Origin of the sequence: Paenibacillus sp. PvR098, from assembly GCF_017833255.1 — a bacterium.
Taxonomy (GTDB): Bacteria; Bacillota; Bacilli; order Paenibacillales; family NBRC-103111; genus Paenibacillus_G.
In genome coordinates, this window is the sequence record NZ_JAFIBU010000001.1 from 2,394,837 (window position 1) to 2,417,026 (window position 22,190).

A 22,190-nucleotide genomic window follows, 5' to 3' on the forward strand; every position below is an offset into this window, starting at 1 on the left:
TCAAAATGGGGCGCTGGTATGGATTCCGAAAAACTGGAAGCTTTCTTATGTATTGCTCGAGAAAACAGTTTTTCCAAAGCTTCGCAGATATTATTTGTCAATCAACCCACGCTTACTGCACGCATTCAATCTTTAGAAAAAGAGCTCGGGGTCGAATTGTTTGAACGCCTCGGCAAAGGAAAAGGGATTAAATTATCGCACTATGGAAACTTATATCTCCCATTAGCCCAACAAATCTTAGAACTCGTGAACGATTCCAAAGATTTAATGGAAAAAGAAAAGCGCGCCATGTATACCCATCTTCGGATTGGCGCTTCTCCCCGCATAGGAAGTTACATTTTGCCAGGAATACTTAGTGAATTTCACTTTGAATTTCCAAATATCGAAATGACCATGTTAAGCGGTTCCGCTTTGGAAGTTGCACAAATGGTTGCGGATGGAGACATCGACGTTGGTTTTATCAACCAACTTGTACATTTTGACCAGCTTCAGAACATTCAACTGATGCGGGATGACATCATGCTGTTCTTTAGCCATAAACGTCTGGAGCATTTTTTGGATCCCCAGCCGATTGAACAAATTGCCAATGAAATGATCATATTATTCGATAATAAACGAAATACCAATAAACAAAGTTCATACTGGCAACTGATTGACCACTATTTTACGGATCAAAATATGAACTTTCACAATGTGATTAACATTGACCAACTGGAAGCCATCAAAACTTTAGTGAAACAAAATGCCGGTGTTTCTTTTCTACCAAAAAGCATGATTTTACAGGAACTCAAAAGAAACGAGCTTGGTGCTGTTATGGTTGTACCCCCAATGCCTAAATTAGGCATACATATGATTTACCATAAACAACGGCACCGCTCGATTATTGATTCCCTGCAAAAAGTCGCCCAAAGATGTCTAATCTAAACGGTTATTTTCGTTAGCAATGAAAGCGTTTATCTGCGGTCTACGGTTATTATATGCCTATCACGCGTCCCCATTCGTACTTTCTACCTAAGCATTGATTATCCTTATCCATACTTTATTTTCCTCTACATAAATAGTAGTACGTAATGCTGCGAGACACGCACGGATTAATCCAATGGCTTAAAAGCCCAAATATGAAGTTTCTGGGCTCCTCCCTGAATACAATCGTGCAGTTGTTTCCAGAGGGGAGAATCTTCATTCAACCGCTCCGCTTTAATTCTGCTGTAGTGATCCATGTCTTTGACGTAGAATTCTTCGACAAAGAGCAGCGGTTGATCTGTTCCCTCGGCCACTTGCCGCCCCTCTACATCCTGTGCCAACGCTTGTTGTTTGAGCTGCGGCATGAGTGCCAGAAAGACATCTCGCGATTCTTTCTTAATCATAAATTCAATGTAGACTTTAAGCACAGAATCATACCCCCTCATGGACGATCTTATGATCTTTCCAACGTTTGGTCAATGTATTGGATATATCAAATTGATCCAATGTTCTTGCTACGATGTGATTGACCATATCATCGATACTGGAAGGTTTATTGTAGAACGCAGGAACCGGCGGGAGAATGACTGCACCCATTCTTGATAGAGCGAGCATATTCTCTAGATGGATATCGTTGAGCGGCGTTTCTCTGGTTAGCATAACCAGCTTTTTCCGCTCTTTCAGAATTACATCCGCTGCGCGTGCAAGCAGTCCATCCGCATAACCGATACGAATCGCAGCCAGCGTTTTCATGCTGCAGGGGGCAATGATCATCCCGTCCACCCGGAAGGAGCCGCTGGAAATAGATGCAGCCTGATTCATCGGAGAGTGAACGACTGAAGCCAGCTTCGATACTTCGGAAACGGAATAGTTGGTTTCCAAAGTAATGGTTGTTTCTGCCCATTTGGACATGACGAGATGCGTTTCCACTCCCTGTTCACGAAGCGCTTCAAGAATTCGGATTCCATAAATGGCTCCGGTAGCCCCAGAAATTCCTACTATGATTCTCATATCCGGCACCGCCTTCTCCTTATTAAAAGAAAACCGCGCCCGCGAACCTATCTCGAAACATCGATTAGGCATGCATCTATTTGCAGCAGCGGGCGCCCCATAATTAAATCCCTGCAAAAAAACTTAATTCCTTATGTTGTTTTTGAACCTTCCTATACTTTCTTTCTCATCTCTGCTAATTTTTCGCCGGTTTTGTAGTGCTCTCCCTGAATCGCTGCTAAAGCTTCTTCATCCGCCTCATCGCTCCAATCTCCAAGAGAATATCCGAACCACGGAGATTGCGGCTTCAATTTCGGCAACCCGAGCTCTTCCCAAATGACCCTCGCCTTTTCCATGTACTCTTTCTTGGGCAACGAGATCGGAGGGAACGGTTCTTTTAACGTGGCGTCAACCAACATGACCGAGTCCTCGCTCTCTGAACCCTCTGTAAAAGGCGGCGCATGCCACTTCTCCATACCTGTAATAAACTGGACATCCTTATGAGGCTTCATTCGGTAACACATAGCCCACATCACCGCATCCGTATTCTCCGGATCAATATCCTCGTCAACCGCTACGATGATTTTTCCTACACCCTTATGGAAAACGGCTGCGGCATGTAAAGCTCTCGAAACATCGGAACCCTTCGGGTCTTTAAATTGGATGATGATGAATTTCCTCAAGTTGGTCAGCGGTTCGTGCATGTGCACGCGAATAACGCTTGGAATATTCAACTCATCTTTTAAATGCCGCGTAAACAAAGGATTATATCCGACCTTTTTGATGACGCTTGACTCGCTTGGGGTTACCTGGCTGATGAACGATACCCAGATGGCTTCGTTACGGTGTGTAACCGCTGTTAAGTTCATATAAGGATTCCATTCTCTTGGATGCATATATCCGTGGGATTCGCCAAACGCTCCTTCAGGTTCCAAATACTCCGTTGAGATGATCCCTTCGAATACGATCTCCGCATCAGCGGGAACCATGACATCAACCGTTTTGCATTTCACCATGCGAATCGGTTCCCCTGCCAACCCGCCGGCTACCTCGATTTCATCTACTCCGTATGGGACTTTTTGTACGGCAGCATAGGACACCACAGGCGGAGAGCCGATGACCAGAGCAGCCTGCAGTGGCTCGCCTTTTTTCTGCGCTTTGCTCCAATGAATGTACATATGCTGTCCCGCTGCGGGATAGGCCCCTATTTTGGTTCTTCCTTTAATTTGCCCCCGATAATTTCCGACATTTCTTATGCCCGTCTCCGGGTCATGGGTGAACCAATGAGAACAAGTGGTGAACGGCGCGACATCAAACCCTGGGGTCGAAATCGGTATTGGGAATTGATCAAATCCGAACCCCTCTTGATCCAGCTCCTGGCCTGTACGGACAACTTCATGTACAGGAGCTTCCTCGCTGCTTACTTCTACGGGAGGGATTAAGTGATCCATTGCATGCTTCCATTTATCCTCGATCTCTTCTAACTTGCATCCCATGCCGATCGCATACATCTGTGGATTAGCCGCTAGTGCAGCAACCGCTACAGAATGCGCGTATTTTTTTCCTTTGGCATCCGTAACGTTTTCGAACAGAAATGCTTTCCGCTCCTCCTCGGGAATACCGCCCACGAATTGCCAGCGGACTAGCGTGTGGATATCGGTTTCTTTTTGAACTTCACGTTTAACGCGAAGCAGCATCCCTGCCTTTTCCAATTCCGCGAGATGTTCACGAAGATTCCTGTATCCCCGCTTACCTGTGATTTGGGCTTCCTGCTGCATGTTCATATCGTCACTCCATTCTTAATAAATAGCTGTTCAATTAAAATGAGACAAACCTAAAGTGCAGTACTTACCATACACGGCTTTTGCCGAGTTCAGCAGCTCCTCCTTTCTTCCTTAATCAAATTGCCTTCCTCTACTCCAATCATTTTTTCTGTAAAGACTCCTTGATTACAGGTAAGAGCTTTTGGCCGAATTCCACGTTCTCCTCTCTGGAATACTGGCGATATTGTTCTATTTTCGCAGGATCAACTGCTAAATTTGGGGAAACCGGAGGCACATCGGTTCGCTTGCTGTTAAGCAATACATTTTTCGTCAGCTTGATCTGGGTTTCTTTCGACAGCAGCCAGTTAATATACACCTTAGCCGCATTCGGATTAGGGGCGTCTTTAAGTAAGGAAAGACCGCCAAATCCGGAAGTTACCGGTATCACTTTATCCTTCAAGAATGTTATATTTTTGCCCAATCCCTGTTGTTGAAACGGAATAAGCTGGGTATCAATTAACCCAATGGCGATGGGATATTTGCCGCGAACCACCCACTCAGCCTGCTGGCGATTGTCATCGGTGACCACCACATTCTGGCTGGATAAAAGATCCCGTACAAATTGTTCTCCGTACATAAATCCCATACTGGCTAGAGCTTGGAACGAGACCCCGCCGGTTGGATTCTGGATTACGATTTTCCCTTTAAATTTAGGATCAAGCAGCTGTTCCGATGAAGAAAGCTCCGATTCTGAAACAAAGTCACGGTTCACAAAAACTGTCGGATCGACATACATCGTATAAGCCAACATATGTTTGTTTTCCTTGTCCATAAACAGCCCGTCTAGACCGCCGATCCATTTGCTCTCATCAGCAATTTCAGGACGCAGTAAAGGACGGATGGGCTCCAGAAAACCATCTTTCTTCGCTGCGTATAACGATGTTACCCCACCGGTCCGTAAATCCCACAGATGTTTCCCAAGCTCTCTTTCTTGTTTAACACGCGGATAGAAATCACGTCCATTAATCCCCGTATATTCTACTTTAATTTCGGGATAATCCTCTTGGAACAAATCTACCAGTGACTTTCTCCATGCTTCCGTAGGGTCGCCGGCGATGACAATTTTGCCCTCTTTTTTCGCGGCGGCTACAATGTCATCCCATTCGGTCGGTTGCTTTGCGGCGTCTTTCGTCTCTTCCGTTGTTGCTCCAGCCGGGGACGAAGACGGTGTTACGTTTGGAGCAGTGCCACAGGCTGCAAAGATGGAAAACATCAGGATACACATCAAGATCAATCCGTTTTTACGCAAACGGTTCCATGTCATGTTACAAATCACCCTTCCCATATTCTTGGTTTCACATTAAATGCGAATTCCCATTCGTTTACCTAACCATTTGGCAATGAGCGCTACGCCGATGGTAAGAATAACAACAAACACACCCGCGATCCCCGCCGCTTCGTAATTTCCATCCACCATATAATCCAACTGCAGCATCGCGATAGGCCTATTCTCTCCCGTAACAATCATGGCGATATTAGCTACGTTCCGGGATGCGGAAATAAAGGTTAACGTGCCGACAGAGAGCAGTACAGGTGCAAGAATCGGCATGATGATGCGCCTAAAGGTATACAACCAAGATCCTCCGGAGATCGATGACGCCTCTTCCAATTCGCTGCCCAGCTGAACCATGTTGCTTTTGATGAGCTGAACTCCTGTCGTCATGGAATTAATTAACACCGCTATAATCAAGATAAAGATCGTTCCGTAGAGCGGACGGAACACCGGTGTGCCGAGAAACATCCAAAGCAAACCGAGGCCCAGAATGATTCCAGGTATAGCGGCAGGGAGCCAAGTGAGAAAATCGATGATTCCCCGTCCAATATATTTGCTTCGGACAGAAATATAGGCTAGCAGGGTATACAAAACCATTCCTATCAAGGCCGCACTCCCCGCGAGAATGACTGTATTCCATAGAGATTTAATCAAGATCGGATCTTGAAGAATACGCTTCCAATGATCCAGAGTCCACACTTTTTCAATGTCGAAAAACCCGAACAAATTCATAAAAGTGCCCATGACCATAAAAATAATCGGGACTACCGTAACGAAGAAACTGAAGCCGAATACAAAAATAAATGCCGGCCATTTCATAGTTCCCAGGCGAACGATATTCCGTTTAAAATGACTCGTCACGGTTGTAAATCTCTTTCTTGAATTGAAATACTGCTGGAACAAAATCAATGGCAGCATGGCTACTAAGATCACTAAACTCAGCACGGTTGCCGCACCAAACTGAGGCTGCGCTTCCGAAATCAACTCGTATATTTTCGTACTGAAAACGTAAAAGCCCGTTGGGCCCCCCAACACCTTCTCGATCTCAAACGACTCCAGGGAGTGAATGAGGGAAATGATCAGTGTGATGAGAATCGCCGGTGTCATGACCGGCACAACAATGCGTAATATCGTTCCCATAATGCTTCTACCCGAAATTCGCGAAGCCTCTTCATAAGAGGAATCAAGATTGCGGAAAGCCGGCGTAAGGAAAATGTATGTTGCCGCTACACCACGGATGACGATATGCGCCCATACGATTCCCCAAAAGGAATAAATATTGAACGGTCCTTTCTCAAGACCAAACCAACTTGTGATGATCTGGTTAATCAATCCGAAATCGGGTTCCAAGAGAAGGATCCAGCCCATCAATATAGGCAGCGTAGGCAGGAAAAACGCCAACCACATAAAGAAGTCTAAATATTCTTTGCCAGGAAGATCCGTACGGGTTATAAGCCAAGAAATGAAAATACCGATAGGAAAAACAAGGATCGTCGTTACAATGACCCGGTTAAACGTATTGACGATGGATTCGAGCAAGCCTGCTTGGAACAAGGCCATTGTCCAATTTCCGAACCCGATCTGTTCCGTTCCGTCGGGAAGGGTAACGATAAAGCTGTTGATCACGAGTAAACCGAGTGGATAAACGATAACGATTAACAAGGCCGCAAGTATCAAAGTGCAAAAGATCAATCCGGCTTCAACTTTGAATCGTCTCCGTCGCATAGATTTCTGACTGCTATGTTCTATTACGACTTCGGCCATACGGACAACACCTCCGGAGGAAAGTACAGCCGTACTTTCTGGCCTTCTTCTAAATTTTGGACGCGGGGCGTGTATACAAGAATGGCTTCATCGCCTAACTTGACATGGCATTCAAATCGGTCTCCGCCGAAGAGAAGGGCGTCAATTTCCCCTTCCAAAACCTGATGATCCGATTCTTCGTTCCGGGCGTTCACCACAATATCTTCGGGTCGTATAGAAACAACCACTTTCTGCCCCTTGACTGGCTGTGTAATAAAGTTATTTTTCGCTGTTAGAACAGTACCCTTCCCTCCCTCCAACATGATCTGTATCTTATCCTGCTCTACGCTTTCAATTTCTGCTTCAAGCGTGATGTTTTTGCCGATAAAGTCACGAACAAACTGCGTATGCGGTTTCTCATACAGTTCTTTTGGAGTGCCTACTTGTTCGATCTTTCCTTGATTCATAATGCCGATTCGGTCTGAAAAGCTAAGAGCTTCCAATTGATCATGCGTGACAAGGATTACGGTTACCCCTATTCTTCGCTGCAGAAGCTTCAGTTCAACGCGCATCTGCTCGCGGAGTTTAACATCCAGATTACTAAACGGCTCATCGAGCAAAAGAATTTCCGGTTCATAAACGAGTGCTCTAGCTACAGCCACACGCTGCTGTTGGCCTCCGCTCAGTGCCGGTCCCGGGCGATTCTCCATGCCCTTGAGCCCTACCAGTTCCAACGTTTCCATGACCCGCTTGCGTATTTCCTCGCTTCGTACCTTTCGGGCGCGAAGCGGGTAGGCCACCGTTTCAAAGACAGTCAGGTGAGGCCAGATTGCATAAGACTGGAACACCATCCCCATCTGCCTTTTATGAGGAGGTACATATATGTTGTCTAAGGGCGAGACAAGCACCTTATCGCGAAAATAAATCTTGCCCGAGTCCGGCTGCTCAAGTCCGGCGATTTGCCTCAGCGTCGTCGTCTTGCCGCATCCGCTCGGCCCGAGCAGGGTGAAGATTTCCCCTTTTCGAACATTTAAACTCAGCTCATTTACAGCCGTATTGCTTCCAAAATGTTTGATGAGTTTCTCCAATCGGAGAATATGGTTTGTTTCACCGTCTTTCATAACCTTTTCTTCATTTGGGGAAGACGTCTTCAAAAATAACTCGGACAATTTTATACCTCCCTGGGAACTATACTGCTTATTCAGTTTTATTATTCTTGATAACCTAGTGAGGCTGGATGGCCGGATTCGATAGCTTCGAGGGCAGCCAACTTATGCGACCGCTTTTTCACCGCTACTGTTATTTCTGCATATAGGCCGCCCGGCGCATCGCAGCGAAGGGGTTTTCTTCCTCTACCAATATGCTTTTTGCCGCCGTTCCCGCAGATTCCTTCACATCTTCCGGCCGGGCAAACGGACTTCGCTCAGCATTTCCTTCTAAAACGGTCAGTTTGAACTTTCTTTCATCTTCCGTAAGATACGGCTCGGTTCCCAAGCCCTGACCGCAATGCTTCTGGCTCCCTGGACGACGATCGGATCCCGGGAAAAAACCGCCTCCACTTCTTCTTTGCTGTCCCCTTCAATCAACAGTACACTATGGATATCTCCGTTACCGTAATCGGGGAATTTCCAGGCGTCTTTATATCTTCCGCTTTTAGAAAATTTGTCTAAAAATTCAACATGAGCAGGTCTGAATTGATGGTTGAGATCCATGTTTTCAATCTTATAAATCACGGCATAAATCATCCCAATCGCTCCTTTTATGCAGACATTTCGCCTACTAATTTTGAGTTATTTCCTTTTTTATACCAAAACCAAAAGACGGCGCTTAATAGTAAAGCGACAACGGTGACCCACCAATTCGGTACGATGAGCATCAACCCCGTCAATCCTGACAAGGCTCTTAGGCTTGTCGACAATTTACGATTGATCCAACCGCCAAAACTGACGACCAGCAGATAGATTCCCAATACAGCCAGAGCCATTCGAGTAATGATGGTCGGCGTATCGCCCTGAAGCAATAAAGCAGGCTCAAACAAAAAGAAGAAAGGAAGAATAAATGCAACAAACGCCATTTTAACAGATTTATTCGCGACATCCATCGGATGAGCGTTGGCAATCGCCGCCGCAGCAAAACTGGCCACAGCGACAGGGGGCGATATGGCGGACATCGTAGCGTAATAGACCAGGAATAAATGGGCCGACAACGGATTCACCCCTAAATCAATCAAGACTGGAGCGAGCAATCCGGCGGACAAGACATAAACGGAAATCGTGGGCATACCCATTCCAAGAATAATCGTTATAATCATTGTAAGAAGGGCGGCTAATACCAGATTTCCTCCTGCAAACGCATTCACCAATGATGCTACTTTTCCGGATAAACCGGTAAGAAGCAAAGCACCTTCTACAATTCCCGCCGCAGCTACCGCAGCTACCAGCGGGGCCACTGTCATACAAGTTGACACAAAAGCGTCGAAAAGTTTTTTTAATGTAATCCTCGTATGCTGCTTAAACCAGCTGGTCATAATCACCGCAAAAACGGACATGGTTGCAGCATAGGAAGGCGTATACCCGGTAAAAATCATCCAGATCAGCACCGCAAACGGCAGGATGTTGGCCCAGCCCTCAATGAGGGCTTTGGACACGCTGGTCATTTCTTCATCCTTCAATCTTCCGATTCCTTGACTTATAGACAGATAATGAACTTGCATGTACAACGCAAAATAGTACAGCAGGGCGACGAATATCGCCGACGTGGCAATTTCCGAGTAGGGAATTCCGGTGAATCCCGCCATTAAAAATACCGTGGCGCCCATAATAGGGGGAAGAATGCTGCCCCCACAGGAGGCGGCTGCCTCAATCGCGGCAGCATAACTAGGAGAATAACCGATTTTCTTCATCGCCGGTATCGTTGCCGATCCCGTTGTCATGACATCCGATACGGGGCTGCCTGAAACCATTCCAAACAAACCGCTTGACACCAGAGCTACTTTGGCCGGCCCTCCTACCCTGCGGCCCGTCATGCTGGCTGCGATATCAAAGAAAAATTTGCCGCCGCCCGAGACCTGGAATAGAATCCCGAACAATACAAACAAAAAAGCATACGTAACCGCCACTAAAGTCGATTGACCGAAGATTCCATCGTTGCCGATGGTCATGATTTGAAAGAAGCGATCCAAATCGACCTTATGGACGGAAAAAGCGCCCTGGATGTGATGGCCGAAAAAGATATACGCCAGCAAAGCATAGACAACCATGGAAAGCCCGATCCCGATTGCACGCCGCATAAGCTCTAAAGTTAAAAGTACAAAAAGGGCTGAAAACACTTTATCCCAAATGATAAAACGGCTGAGACCGACCATCCATCCGGTAAAGCGCTCGATATTGAAGTAAAAATAAATCCCACATGCCAAGCTTAAGAAAGCGCATAAATAATCCGTCCAAATCAATCGGCTTAACTTGTAATATGAAGTGGTTGTCAGGTAGGCGATAAAGTACATGACCGGCAAAAAAATCATGCCGATTTCCAAGGGATGCAGGGTACCTTTAAATCCGAGCCATAACGCAAACAGTGTAATGCTTACTGATAGCAGAACAATTAGCCGGTACGCCCATTTCGGCGGATGTACGCGGTTTCCTTCCCGGAAAAAGAAGAACAATACTTTCAATAAATTAAAAGCAAAGTGCATTCAGCATCATCCTTCCTGAGTCATATGGTTTCACCCCTACTTCATTAAACCGACTTCTTTATAAAATTGCTCTGCGCCGGGATGAAGGTCATACCCCGTAGGTTTGGACAGCATTTCTTTATTGAATTGTTTAAAGACAGGATGCACTTTTTGGTAGTAATCATAATGATTGTAAATCCCCTTGGCCACTTTATAAGTTAACTGGTTGTCGGCCAAATGTCCGGCAAGGATCAACAAATCGCTGCCAACCGTGTAATAATCCTCTTTTAGGAATTCATAGGCGCCTGCTTTGATCGTTGACGCTTTACCATTGTATTCCTTAACAAAATTGTCCACCACCTTCTTGCTCATGGGAACCAGTACGGAATCTTTTACCCGCGACGCTTCCAAAATCTTTTGATCAGGCGGCCATGTGCTGACGATGATGATATCGACACGGCCATCTGCATAAAGTCCATAGGACTCGCTATTAGGAATATCCAGCACCTTTCCGCCCCAAGAATTTAGCTCATTTCTTGTAATGCCATGCCCTTCTAGCAGAGCATTGGCAATGGTGTGCTCCATTAAGTTGCCCGGTTGATTCGTTGCGATCTTGGCGGGAACCTTGTTGGTTTTAATATCGGATAACGTTTTAATTTTATATTTGTCTATAAATTCTTTGCTGGCAAAAACGTGGGTTTGCATATTTTCCGTAATGGTGGCTACCGTTTTAAAATTGTTTTTATCAAACTTTTTCGGAAAAGGAGCTTTCCCCGCTATGGCCATTTCAACGGCAATGGAGGCAACGCCCAGTGTGAGCGGGTATTTGGTCCCTTCCGCTATTTCCACCAAATCTCCCGCCATATTTCCGGGTTCATAAGCTACGTTTGAGCCGGGATACTCGCGTCTGACCATTTCATTCACTGCTTCTCCCACTAACGACAGCAATCCGCTGGCAGCCTGACCGGCAATCGGAACATTAACCGGTTTTTTGTCATCTGTAATAGGGGCGCTGCTTGAGTTGCCGGTCGTCGTAGCGGACGGATTAGTCGTCGCTGCCGCATTATTCTGATTTCCTCCGGCACAACCTGTTACTGTCAATGCCAATGCAAGTATGCCGGTAACCAACAGTTTTTTCATTTTCATTTTGTAATCTCCCCATTAATTAATAATTATTCTGAGAGCATATGTTCAAGCCACTTCCTGTGGAATGCGATAGTCGATATCCGGTGTCAAACCGTCCAGCCACTGAAATAGTTGTGCGTTATCCATAAGCTCAGCCTCCTGATGAAGGAAACTAACGCATTCCGCATAAAGCACCATATACTCCTGCAAATTTTCCGATGCCGTCAACGTCATATGAATTGCCTTCTTTCTTGATAAAATGTTGTTCTATGATGTCCTTATACGAGCAATGACCAATATATGTAAATCAATGATAACGCTTTCATTTTTAATTTGAAAATCAATCAATCTATATCATCTTAACAGTTTACTTTTAAAAAGCTTTTCCCGTTTCCCTCTTGAAATTTCTCCAGACTGCAAACTTTTAAAACCTTTATACTATCAATCCACCCCCTGATGCTGCCGGTTTTTGAATAACCAACTACGTAAATAGTATAATTGTTATAATTATTTGTCTAATAGAAATATTTTGAGTAGTATTCAACTTATTTGATAACTTTTACTTTTAGTTCATTACAACTCCACCGTCTACCACCAGTGTCTGCCCGGTAATGAAATCACTCTCATCAGAGCATAAAAACAATACGCTGCCCACAACATCCTCAGGAGTCTGTATACGTTTAATCGATCTGGAACCCAGCCGGGATTCACGGTATTTTCTCATTTCTTCGGAGACGTTATCTTCACTTTGCGTATTGCCCGGAGCGATACAGTTGACATTAATATTATAATCGCCCAATTCCCTGGCAAGACATCGGGTAAATCCGATGATGGCCGATTTGGAAGTCACATAGTGGATAAAACCGCTATTTCCGTGGAAAACGGTTCCGGATGAGACGTTTACGATTTTACCTTTTCCTTGCTGCTTCATAACGGGAACCACTGCACGACAAGCCAGCCAAGTGCCTTTGAGATTGACTGCCATAACTTTGTCCCAATCATCCGGTTCGACTTGATCGAAGGTTGCCTTCGTAATGGGTATGGTAGCGAATATTGCTGCATTATTAATTAATATATCCATTCTCCCATACGCCTTCATTACTTTCTCCACCATATGATTCAAGCTCTGTTCATCCGCTACATTAGTCGCAACGGCAAGGGCATCGAAATTTCGGTCCGTTAATTCTTTGGCTACTGCCTGAGCAGCCTTCTCATCCAATTCCGCGATAATCACTTTTGCGCCTTCCATTGCAAAATGTTTTGCGTAAGCTTTTCCTATGCCATGTCCGCCTCCGGTGATTACAGCTACACGATCTTGAAAACGTTTCATGAATGGCATCCTCCCTTTGTTTGCGGATTTACTTTTTTCGACTTATCGCGTGATATTCGACATATTCAGCCAAACCAATTTTTGTCCAAGTTCTTCCAATTCCACTTTGTTTGACACCGCCAAACGGCATAACTTTATCACCAAGAGCAGTACGAGAATGACTGTTTATAAATGTTGTCCCCGCTTCGATTTGCCGGGCAATCCTCAGCGCTCTGTCGACGTTTGGAGACCAGATGGAAGAGCACAGTCCATAGTCGGTGCTATTGGCCATGTGAATGACTTGTTCCTCCGTTTTGTATGGAATCAAAGGAATGACCGGTCCAAATTGTTCGCATGCGACGATTTCCGCCGCAGGTTCAACATTACCGATCACAACAGGCAGCAGGTAATAGCCGTTGTCCCATTGTTCCGGTTCCAATTTCCTGCCTAATTCCTTAACAACCGCCTGACTCATCTTCGCCCGCTGTATTAATTCTTTTACCCTGACCCATTGGTGTTTGTTGTTTAACGGTGCTAACGTGGATTGTTCATTAAAGCCGTAGCCTACTCTTAATTCATCGACAGCTTCACACATGAGATCAAAAAAGCGCTTATACATGTTTTCTGGGACGTAAATTCGTTTAACGGCATAACAAACCTGCCCCGATCGTATCAATGCTGCTTGTCGCAGTGCCGGGATGATCTCTTCGGGTTTCGCATCTTCCAATACGATTGCCGGGTCATTGCCTCCCAATTCTAAATTAATATTTTTCACTGTGGCTGCCGCATCCCCCATAATCAGCTTTCCGGTATGAGTGCCGCCGGTAAAAGCGATTTTCTTCACCAATGGATTCCGGGATAAGGCCGAACCGATTTCACCCTCACCATGCACAACGTTTATCGCGCCTGGAGGAAAGAACGCAGCCATGGTCTTCAATGCCAATGTTACGGATACCGGCGCGAATGGCGAGGGCTTCACGACAATCGTATTTCCGGATACCAACGCGGGAGCAACCTTGGACATCGTCAGTACGATCGGGGCGTTCCATGGGACAATAGCCGCCACCACGCCCCTTGGCATTTTCTCTATACTGATCCAGCTCTCATCGTCCTCAAACCGTTCCGGCTCGAAAAACGTTTCTGCTATTTCAACGGTGTTCCTTATAATTCTTATTCCGCCTGCAAGATCCCTCTTGGTATCCCGATGAAGCATTCCCTGCTCTTTTACCAAAAGAATCGACAATTCGTCCGCTTTTTCTTCCAACGCTTTGGCTGCAGCCAGCAGACGTTCAACACGTTCATGGATATCCGTCTTTCGCCATATTTGAAAAGCATTGTGCGCTGCATCTACCGCTTCATTGGCTTGATTTACATTTCCTATCGCAACTTGGGCAATCACATCCGTAAGACACCCCGGGTCCCTAATATCCATGTATGTATGTCCAGAAACATCTTGATTGTTAATAAATAAATCAATTGTCACCATATCCGGTCACCTTTTTCTTGCTTGATAAATTTCAATACATTTTCCCGCACCGTGGCCACCTCGGCAAAAAGCAACCACCCCGTTTTGAAAAAGCATGACGACCGTTCCTGGAAGATTGCCGAGTTACGATAGCCACTTTATTCACCATGACGGGAAGTTAAGACCACATATGATGGATACCGAAAGCCTTGACAAAAACAAGGTAGGAAAGAATGGCCGCTGTTACTGAATAGAGAATCGTCAGTTTCCAACTTTCCTTTATGACCCACTTGAGGTAAATGAACAAGGAAGCTAGGATAGCCAAAATCATGTTGGTGAAATAAATCAAAATCACAAATAGCAAGATCCATCCGGCAAAAAGCAACAAGGACTGTCCCGTTTCTTTCGAAGCTACCGGTTCTTCGGCTTTTTCGGGTTCCTCGGCCGCGCCCATCTGAACAAACGCGGTTTCGGATGCTCTTTTGTTTAAAAAAGGAAGCCTTTCCCGCACGGCAGGAAACAGGCTGTGAACCAAGTCAATACCCGAGAAGATCAGCATCGTAAAACCGACAATGCGCGGAACAAGCGCAACGTCGCTTCTCATCCCGATGGTAATATAAAGCAACAGCCCAGTAAAAAGGAACAATAAGCCGGAAAATATGCTTTTTTCATTGATTTGGATCAAGATTTTATGCTCCTTTCAGTCCTGTTTTTCCGCTTGTTTGAGATGAACGGATATACCAATGAAACAATAGTCAATGTTAACAAAGTCACAGCAATAGGCCTGGTAAAGAATCCCGACGGGCCAAATGTAGTCATGGATTGATGATAGGTAGCTTCCACCATTCCTCCCAATACCAATGCAATGGTAAGCGCAATTCGGGAATAACCGTATTTTTGCATAAAGATTCCGATCAATCCGAATAGAACGGTCACGATGACATCACCGAAGCGACCTTCGATCCCATACGCGCCAAGCATGGAAATGACAATAATGGCCGGCGCCATCAAAGTACAACGGATTTTAGTCATAAAAACCAACCGGGTCCCGATGACCAAACCGAGAACCATAGCCACCACTTTAGCAACAATAGCAGCCGCAATCAGAAAATAAGTCAAATCAAGATTTTTCTTCAACATCTCAGGACCTGGAGTCAGTCCATGCATCATCAGTCCTCCGATTAGCACAGCCATACTTGCGCTTCCCGGAATACCGAAAACCAATGTCGGGAGCAACGAACCGCCCTCCTTGGCATCGTTGGCCGATTCTACAGCGATAACTCCTTCAATTGCGCCCTTTCCGAATTTCTCTTTATCCTTCGACATTTGAACGGCGGTCCCATAAGCCATAAAACTCGCAACCGTGCCGCCCACTCCGGGAATCATGCCGAGATAGATACCGATAAAGCACGAACGCAAGAACAGCCAGAAATTTTTGAAAACTACGGTAATGCCTTCCCAGGTGAAACCTGATTTTACTTTCACTTCTCCCGCTATCGTGTTTTCTTCCCTACTTAATTTGAATGCCTCCGTTACCGCGAATAACCCTATAATCGCAGGAACCAAACTGATTCCGTCCCACAGATAGTCCGAATCGAATGTAAAACGTTCCCCTCCCATAATCGGTTCCGTACCGATGAAAGCCAGCATCAGTCCGAGTAATGCGGATATAAAGCCGCGGAACGTGTTGCCTTGCGTTACCACCGCAATGACGGCCAAACCGAATAATCCAAGCATAAAGAAATCCGGATAGGAAAATAACAAGATGAAATCTCTGGCAAAAGGAAGCATCAGATCCAAAACAACAAGACCTACAAATCCCCCAAGTGCTGAGCAAAACATGGCGGCTGTGATAGCCATCCCGGCTTTGCCTTGTTTAGCCAAGGGATATCCGTCAAAGGTTGTCGCCGCATTCACCGCATCGCCTGGCGTATTAATCAATATGGAAGTGATGGAGCCGCCAAAGTTAGATGAGCCATACGCGGATAACAAAACGACAATGGCGGCTTCCGGGCTCAAACTGAAGGTAAGGGGGATCAAAAGAGCCATCGAAATCGGCCCCCCTATCCCCGGCAATATCCCGATAATAAGCCCATAAATAACGGAACCAACCATCAATAACATCAAATCCCATTGGAACACATTTCCTATTTGAGACAGGAAACCCAAGTTAGTTCCTCCCCTGTGAACGGTAATTATTTTTTGGATTACAGTTGGACTGATGCGCAGTACGCAACTGAAATCGTGTTCTCGTGTTCTTTCTACTGGATAAATCGCATCTAGCCTTTGAACAACACTTCAATGACACTCTTATATTTACCGAACGTTTCAAACGCTTTTTTTACGGCTTCCGTAGACTCTTGCGGCGATAAATAATGGGTGCTTAACTCCAGCTTCTTGATGCTTTCTTGAAATTGCGGATCTTCTATCGCCTTCTTCAGCGCATCGGACAATATTTTTGCTACAGCCGGGTCCGTTCCCGGGGGAGCGGCAACCATTCGGGCAAACGTGAAGGCATTGACATATTCCGAATACCCCAAATCTTTGGCGCTCGGAACTCCAGGCAGTTCGGGGTGAGGTTCATTATCCAGATAAGCAAGCGGTCTCAAGTCGCCATTCTGAATGTTAGCACGAACGGTATCATAGGAAGGCGTACTAAATTCTCCGTCACCGCGGATGATGGAAAGTGCCGTAGACGCGGTATCATTGTGGTTCAACGACTTCCATTTCACTTTAAGGACATCCATCAGGATTGCATTGGCGATGGTTGTGCTGGCGGTCATTCCGTTGGTGCTCACGATCATTTCTTTATTGACTTTTTTGATATCCTCCAGAGATTGATACTTACTTTTTCCACCAACAACAGCTACCGTAACGTCCTTCGACACCTGACCCAACCAAGTGAATTTATTCAAGTCATATTTTACATTGCCCATCAACTGGGAGACAGCCATGCCGCTAAGGGTCAGAATCTGGATCGTATGTCCGTCAGGTTTGGCTTTGGCCAGAGCTTCGGTTGCTATAACTTGGCCTGCGCCGGGGATGTTTTCGATCACTACGGGATAATCCCCGGGCAAATACTTCTCCAAATAAGGCGCCAATGCTCGGGCCCACGTGTCGAAACCTCCGCCGGGATTTGCGCCTACAATAAACCTGATTCTCTCTTTAGGGAAATTGACTGCCGGTTCGCTGCCTAGAGCCGCTGTTGCAGCAGGAGTAGTTTCCATCCCGCCGGTTTTGGCATCGCCGCCGGTACTCTTGGCAGAGCTGCAGCCTATTAAAGAAATACAAATCAATAAAACAAGAATGATATGGAAGTAAGACCTCCTGTAAACCAATGCATTTTTCAAACAAAATCCCTCCGTTACCTCGTTTTTAACTCTTTTAAGGGCGGCCGGCGTATATCCATATCTAAAGTAAGAACGCGATACCTGTCTGCGGATGGGTATTTGTCGTATACGAAGGGCGCTGTCTTCGCTGTTTACCCGATGATTCCGATTCGGCATTCGATCTATTATTGCGGCTGCAGCGCCCCAATTTGGAAATCGTACATAAGACTGCCGTTACATCTTGAACAACTCCGTTACAACGTCCTTATATTTCACAAACGTTTCGAGCGTTTTCTTTACGGATGCAGCCGACTCTTCCGGTGAAAGATATTGTGTGTTGAGCTGCATCTTGGAGAGAATCTGTTGAAACTCAGGATCCTCGACCGTCTTTTTCAGGGCATCGGACAATACTTTTGCCACGGCCGGATCGGTTCCCGGCGGAGCGGCTATCGTGCGGGCAAAATTAAATGCGTCGGCATATTCGCCAAGACCCAAGTCTTTAGCATTCTGAACATTCGGCATTTTGGGATGAGATTTCATATCCAAATAGGCGACCGGTTTCACATCGCCGTTCTCGATGTAAGGACGAATGCTGTCATAGGAATTCAGGGTAAAATCTGCATCTCCACGCACAATAGACAGGATAGACTGCGACGTGTCGCCATGGTTGAGCGGCTTCCAATCGATTCCGAGCACTTTAAACAGAATGGCGTTGGCAATCGTGTTGCTTCCGGTTAGTCCTTTGGTGGCAACAACAATCTGCTTCTTGTCGTTAACCATATCCTGAAGGGAATTGTATTTGCTTTTCGCTCCCACTGCCACCGCAGTAACATCATTGCTTACTTGGCCAATCCAGGTGAATTTGTTCAAATCGAATTTCACATTCTCCACCAGTTGGGTGGCAGCCATGCCGCTAACCGTGACAAGCAGAATCGTATGTCCGTCCGGCTTGGCTTTGGCCAGGTACTCGGTAGCCGCCCTTCCCCCTGCACCGGCCATGTTCGTGACCACAACCGGATAATCACCTGGCAAATATTTTTCCAAAAAAGGAGTAATCGCACGCGCCCAGTTATCAAAGCCTCCGCCAGCCGTAGCCCCTACCAAAAATTCAATCTTCTGTGTAGGGAAATTTACGGGAGCTTTGGTTTCGCTTGGTTTGCTGTCGCTTCCTGTTTTCGTATCTGCGCCCGCTTGCTGCGGTGCCAAAGTTTTGTCATTGGAACCCGCACCCGGTGGTCCGGACGCGCAGCCCGCCACAAACACGGCCAATATTAAAATGATCGACAAAGGAAAAAACAACCGACGGTTTAACCGAATCGTTCTCATACATCATTCCCCTTATCAGTGGATTCATGTTATTGGTTACAAACCCTCTCTGCTGTGCATATTACAGATTAAGCGCTTACACAAATGTTCGCCGAACACGTCAATTTAAGCGTTCCGGCCTCCCGGCCTTAAAGGCCGGAGGCAAGTCATTCGTTATGCCGCGCTTTTATTAGCTTTTGACCAAACTCTGGCGCTCTAACAGATGTCTGTATTTTTCTTCTACATTGCGAAGCTGCTCGGCGTCCGTTTCAATGACCGGCGAAAATTTATCCTTCCATTCATAAGGCCGACAGGCATCGATAATCGCCCGCGAGGTAAAGAGCTTCTGCCCCTCGGGCATCGCCGGATCCAACGGAGCGTTGTAGGTACGGCGGATAATATCGATCGATTTCTCGGGATCGGTGCGCGTCGACATCGCCCATATCACTTCACCCAGGTTGGTCGGATCGATATCCTCATCCACCACGACCACGTATCGACCCATCCGTACGCCCTCGTTGCATTGGGATGCAATCAAAGCCGCCTGCTTGGCATGACCGGCATAACGCTGCTTGATGCTGATGATGTTGAATAAGCGGGTGCCTCCGGCTTCATGGCACCAAACTCCCCGAACGTCGGGAACGCCAACTGCCTCCAGCGCATTCCAGATCTCCGCGGACTTCTCGACCGCCCTGTAGAAGGTAATCGTTGAAGGAGGTTTAACCGGCGGGTGGGCATGAATGATCGGATTATCCCGGTACAAAATTCTTTCGATGCGAATCACCGGTTCCGGTTTTACTTCCTTCGCATAGTAACCCGTCCATTCGCCGAAAGGTCCTTCGTCCAGTTCCTCGCCCGGGTGCATAAATCCTTCCAGAACGATTTCAGCTCCTGCCGGGATAGGCAACCCGGTCAAATCGCTAATGACGACCTCCGTTGGACGTCCACGCAAGCCGCCGGCCAAATCGTATTCGCAAACCTCCTCATGCGAATGCGTCGAGGAAAAGACGAAGTGCAGTGGATCGGAGCCGAGGATAAGCGCAAATGGTGCCGGCTTTCCTTTAGCCCACCATTGTTCCCGATGCAGCTTTGCGTGCTTTCCGGGTTCCACATAGTTGCCGACCAGATTCTTGCCCAGGATTTGACCGCGGTATGTCCCTAAATTGACCCATCCGGTATCGGGATCCTGCGTAACCACCACGTTGCCGGTGCCGATATAAGCGCCGCCGTCGCGTTGGTGCCACTTCGGTATCGGCAAACGGGTCAAATCGATTTCATCGCCGACCAGGCGGTTTTGCAAAATCGGACCGTCGGCGACCACCTTATACGGAAGCTGTTTATGCTCGTTCAGCTTGCCTTTCCATTCCTTGACCAGACCCATTTTGTCACGGGCCGACAATCCGAAGGTATAAGCCAACCGTTCGGGTGCGCCCAAAAGATTGACGATGAAGCGAATATTGAGGGGGTTCTCGCAGTCCTTCATTTTATCAATCAGTAAAGCCGGACTTCCATCCTGGTGACATATCCAATCAATGAGCGCCGGAACCTCCTCATGAAGCGAAGCATTGCTGACGGTACGAATTTCACCCTTTTCTTCCAAATCCTCAATCCAACCACGCAGATCGTCAAAGCGAATATCCATGCCAAATACCTCCCAAAATAATATTATTATAATCCTCTGTACTGCTCTTGCTTCGAGGTTGTTTAACATAAAAATCCGATTTATTTAAATAACCAGCCGAATTTTTCTTTTACCTTCTTGGTCTTTTCCGGACTGAGCATATTGACCGGCGGGAACTGATCGCGCCACTCCCATGGGCGGCAAGCGTCAATAATACACCTGGAATTCGTCAGATTCTCGGCGGCTTTCTTGTCCGGATGGATGCGCGGATCCAGCCTCGTGCTCCAAGCCCGGTCGACAATATCGATCGATTCGGCCGGATCCGACCGCGTAACCATCGCCCACATCACTTCTTCCAAATCGGATACATCAATGTCATCGTCCACCACGACGACATACTTGCCGGCATAGTTGCCGACACGGCAAAACGTTGCAATGTGACCCGCCTGCCTTGCGTGCCCAGGGTAGCGCTGTTTGATGGATACGGCGAGAAACATCCGGTTCGTTCCGATCTCATGTGCCCAGGCCCCGGTTACGTCCGGAACTCCGGCCTTTCCCATCTCTTCCTTTAACATCGCCGAACGAAGAATGGCGCGGAAACGAGCGATGCTATCGGGCGGACGAGAAGGGGGGCAACCCAGGATGATCGGATTGTTCCGGTAATAGATCGCTTTAACGTCCATCACCGGCTCTTCCTTTTCCCCGCTGCCGTAATACCCGGTCCATTCGCCGAAAGGCCCTTCCTTCATGCTCTTATCCGGTTGCACGAAGCCTTCCAATACGATCTCGGCATGCGCCGGTATAGGCAAACCGGTCAGTTTCCCCTTTACGACGGGATAAGGTTTTCCCCGCAATGCTCCCGCTACATCATACTCAGTGACGTCAAACGGAACTTCGTTGCAGGACATCAAAAAAAGCAAAGGATCTCCGCCAACCACGATCGCTACCGGCATGGGTTCTTTTCTTGCAAAGTATTTATCGCGATGTATGCGTCCGTGTTTGCCCGGAGAGATGTAAAACCCTACCGTTTTGTCATCATGGACCATGACGCGGTAAGTCCCTAAATTCACGATTCCCGTTTCAGGATCTTTGGTGATGACAAAACATCCCGTGCCGATATAACGTCCTCCGTCCAGCTCATGCCAAAAAGGCGCGGGAAATTGCTGTACATTCACCTCCTCGCCCATTTGAATATTCTCAAACACCGGACCATCTTCAATATATTCATAGGGAAGCGGTTTTAAGCTTTTGTATATGTCATAAAATGTGTCGCTGGCTTCTTGCTTACTAAATTCCGTCGGCAACCCCAAACTCATGTTCATCCGCTTTCCGGCAAAAAAATTAGTGAGGACGCGGAAGCCCTGCGGATAACCCGGTATGTTGTCGAACAACGCCGCCGGGGAGGGATATGTATGATGCAAAATCTCGGTGGCATCTCCGATGTCTTCCTCCCAAGTAGCGCCGTTCACATGACGAAGCTCACCCAACCGTTCCACTTCATCCAACCATTCTCTAAGATCTTGATAGGGTATTTGGTATTGAGATATACTCCTGTCGTCTAAATTTTTGGCCAT

At 46.8% G+C, this 22,190-nt stretch carries 19 protein-coding genes; 1 reads left to right on the forward strand and 18 read right to left on the reverse strand.

The annotated features are described in order from the left end of the window. Positions 1 to 18: 18 nt before the first annotated feature. Positions 19 to 924 carry a LysR family transcriptional regulator gene (locus JOE45_RS11940; RefSeq protein WP_210019990.1) on the forward strand — a complete coding sequence of 302 codons (906 nt, stop codon included), beginning with the start codon at positions 19 to 21 and terminating at the stop codon, positions 922 to 924. Positions 925 to 1,091: 167 nt separating this feature from the next. On the opposite strand, the gene JOE45_RS11945 is transcribed toward JOE45_RS11940, so the two are convergent. The 18 genes from JOE45_RS11945 to JOE45_RS12030 form a co-directional block, all read right to left on the reverse strand. Next, positions 1,092 to 1,391, reverse strand: a complete 300-nt coding sequence (locus JOE45_RS11945; RefSeq protein ID WP_210019989.1) for a hypothetical protein — start codon at positions 1,389 to 1,391, stop codon at positions 1,092 to 1,094. Between the two features lie 4 nt (positions 1,392 to 1,395). After that, complete coding sequence (locus JOE45_RS11950) at positions 1,396 to 1,974, reverse strand: non-oxidative hydroxyarylic acid decarboxylases subunit B (RefSeq protein WP_210019988.1); 579 nt, start codon at positions 1,972 to 1,974, stop codon at positions 1,396 to 1,398. A gap of 152 nt (positions 1,975 to 2,126) precedes the next feature. After that, on the reverse strand, positions 2,127 to 3,737 hold the full coding sequence (locus JOE45_RS11955) for a UbiD family decarboxylase (protein ID WP_210019987.1): 1,611 nt from the start codon (positions 3,735 to 3,737) through the stop codon (positions 2,127 to 2,129). 139 nt (positions 3,738 to 3,876) lie between these two features. Beyond that, a complete protein-coding gene (locus JOE45_RS11960; protein ID WP_210019986.1) occupies positions 3,877 to 5,040 on the reverse strand; it encodes an ABC transporter substrate-binding protein in 1,164 nt (387 codons plus the stop codon). A 36-nt stretch (positions 5,041 to 5,076) separates the two neighbouring features. Next, positions 5,077 to 6,813: an ABC transporter permease gene (locus JOE45_RS11965; RefSeq protein WP_210019985.1), complete on the reverse strand. Its 1,737-nt coding sequence runs from the start codon at positions 6,811 to 6,813 to the stop codon at positions 5,077 to 5,079. Then, on the reverse strand, positions 6,798 to 7,961 hold the full coding sequence (locus JOE45_RS11970) for an ABC transporter ATP-binding protein (RefSeq protein WP_210019984.1): 1,164 nt from the start codon (positions 7,959 to 7,961) through the stop codon (positions 6,798 to 6,800). The genes JOE45_RS11965 and JOE45_RS11970 overlap by 16 nt, the downstream gene beginning before the upstream one ends. Positions 7,962 to 8,237: 276 nt before the next feature. After that, a complete protein-coding gene (locus tag JOE45_RS11975) occupies positions 8,238 to 8,537 on the reverse strand; it encodes a YciI family protein (protein WP_210019983.1) in 300 nt (99 codons plus the stop codon). 14 nt (positions 8,538 to 8,551) lie between these two features. Then, positions 8,552 to 10,483, reverse strand: a complete 1,932-nt coding sequence (locus JOE45_RS11980; RefSeq protein WP_210019982.1) for a TRAP transporter permease — start codon at positions 10,481 to 10,483, stop codon at positions 8,552 to 8,554. Positions 10,484 to 10,519: 36 nt separating this feature from the next. Beyond that, complete coding sequence (locus JOE45_RS11985; RefSeq protein ID WP_210019981.1) at positions 10,520 to 11,608, reverse strand: TAXI family TRAP transporter solute-binding subunit; 1,089 nt, start codon at positions 11,606 to 11,608, stop codon at positions 10,520 to 10,522. A gap of 45 nt (positions 11,609 to 11,653) precedes the next feature. Continuing rightward, positions 11,654 to 11,821: a nuclear transport factor 2 family protein gene (locus tag JOE45_RS11990; protein WP_210019980.1), complete on the reverse strand. Its 168-nt coding sequence runs from the start codon at positions 11,819 to 11,821 to the stop codon at positions 11,654 to 11,656. Positions 11,822 to 12,152: 331 nt separating this feature from the next. Then, positions 12,153 to 12,917, reverse strand: coding sequence for an SDR family NAD(P)-dependent oxidoreductase (locus JOE45_RS11995; RefSeq protein WP_210019979.1), 765 nt, complete (start codon positions 12,915 to 12,917; stop codon positions 12,153 to 12,155). A gap of 28 nt (positions 12,918 to 12,945) precedes the next feature. After that, a complete protein-coding gene (locus JOE45_RS12000; RefSeq protein WP_210019978.1) occupies positions 12,946 to 14,382 on the reverse strand; it encodes an aldehyde dehydrogenase family protein in 1,437 nt (478 codons plus the stop codon). Between the two features lie 157 nt (positions 14,383 to 14,539). Further along, positions 14,540 to 15,046, reverse strand: coding sequence for a tripartite tricarboxylate transporter TctB family protein (locus JOE45_RS12005; RefSeq protein ID WP_210019977.1), 507 nt, complete (start codon positions 15,044 to 15,046; stop codon positions 14,540 to 14,542). Next, a complete protein-coding gene (locus tag JOE45_RS12010; protein WP_210019976.1) occupies positions 15,043 to 16,530 on the reverse strand; it encodes a tripartite tricarboxylate transporter permease in 1,488 nt (495 codons plus the stop codon). Before JOE45_RS12010 ends, JOE45_RS12005 begins: the two co-directional genes overlap by 4 nt. Before the next feature lie 110 nt (positions 16,531 to 16,640). After that, positions 16,641 to 17,711 (reverse strand): Bug family tripartite tricarboxylate transporter substrate binding protein, encoded by a 1,071-nt coding sequence (locus JOE45_RS12015; RefSeq protein WP_210019975.1) that lies wholly within the window; start codon positions 17,709 to 17,711, stop codon positions 16,641 to 16,643. Positions 17,712 to 17,924: 213 nt separating this feature from the next. Further along, positions 17,925 to 19,016, reverse strand: a complete 1,092-nt coding sequence (locus tag JOE45_RS12020) for a tripartite tricarboxylate transporter substrate binding protein (protein ID WP_210019974.1) — start codon at positions 19,014 to 19,016, stop codon at positions 17,925 to 17,927. Positions 19,017 to 19,185: 169 nt separating this feature from the next. Further along, positions 19,186 to 20,637 carry a UbiD family decarboxylase gene (locus tag JOE45_RS12025; protein WP_210019973.1) on the reverse strand — a complete coding sequence of 484 codons (1,452 nt, stop codon included), beginning with the start codon at positions 20,635 to 20,637 and terminating at the stop codon, positions 19,186 to 19,188. Between the two features lie 80 nt (positions 20,638 to 20,717). After that, positions 20,718 to 22,190 carry a UbiD family decarboxylase gene (locus JOE45_RS12030; RefSeq protein WP_210019972.1) on the reverse strand — a complete coding sequence of 491 codons (1,473 nt, stop codon included), beginning with the start codon at positions 22,188 to 22,190 and terminating at the stop codon, positions 20,718 to 20,720.

Bases quoted from the DNA above. Each gene is read 5' to 3' on its own strand.
- JOE45_RS11960 (WP_210019986.1), bottom strand. From the start codon at position 5,040: ATGACATGGAACCGTTTGCGTAAAAACGGATTGATCTTGATGTGTATC.
- JOE45_RS11990 (WP_210019980.1), bottom strand. From the start codon at position 11,821: ATGACGTTGACGGCATCGGAAAATTTGCAGGAGTATATGGTGCTTTAT.
- JOE45_RS12000 (WP_210019978.1), bottom strand. From the start codon at position 14,382: ATGGTGACAATTGATTTATTTATTAACAATCAAGATGTTTCTGGACAT.
- JOE45_RS11940 (WP_210019990.1), top strand. From the start codon at position 19: ATGGATTCCGAAAAACTGGAAGCTTTCTTATGTATTGCTCGAGAAAAC.
- JOE45_RS11950 (WP_210019988.1), bottom strand. From the start codon at position 1,974: ATGAGAATCATAGTAGGAATTTCTGGGGCTACCGGAGCCATTTATGGA.
- JOE45_RS11965 (WP_210019985.1), bottom strand. From the start codon at position 6,813: ATGGCCGAAGTCGTAATAGAACATAGCAGTCAGAAATCTATGCGACGG.
- JOE45_RS12030 (WP_210019972.1), bottom strand. From the start codon at position 22,190: ATGGCCAAAAATTTAGACGACAGGAGTATATCTCAATACCAAATACCC.
- JOE45_RS11995 (WP_210019979.1), bottom strand. From the start codon at position 12,917: ATGAAACGTTTTCAAGATCGTGTAGCTGTAATCACCGGAGGCGGACAT.
- JOE45_RS11980 (WP_210019982.1), bottom strand. From the start codon at position 10,483: ATGCACTTTGCTTTTAATTTATTGAAAGTATTGTTCTTCTTTTTCCGG.
- JOE45_RS12025 (WP_210019973.1), bottom strand. From the start codon at position 20,637: ATGGATATTCGCTTTGACGATCTGCGTGGTTGGATTGAGGATTTGGAA.
- JOE45_RS11955 (WP_210019987.1), bottom strand. From the start codon at position 3,737: ATGAACATGCAGCAGGAAGCCCAAATCACAGGTAAGCGGGGATACAGG.
- JOE45_RS11975 (WP_210019983.1), bottom strand. From the start codon at position 8,537: ATGATTTATGCCGTGATTTATAAGATTGAAAACATGGATCTCAACCAT.
- JOE45_RS11985 (WP_210019981.1), bottom strand. From the start codon at position 11,608: ATGAAAATGAAAAAACTGTTGGTTACCGGCATACTTGCATTGGCATTG.
- JOE45_RS12020 (WP_210019974.1), bottom strand. From the start codon at position 19,016: ATGAGAACGATTCGGTTAAACCGTCGGTTGTTTTTTCCTTTGTCGATC.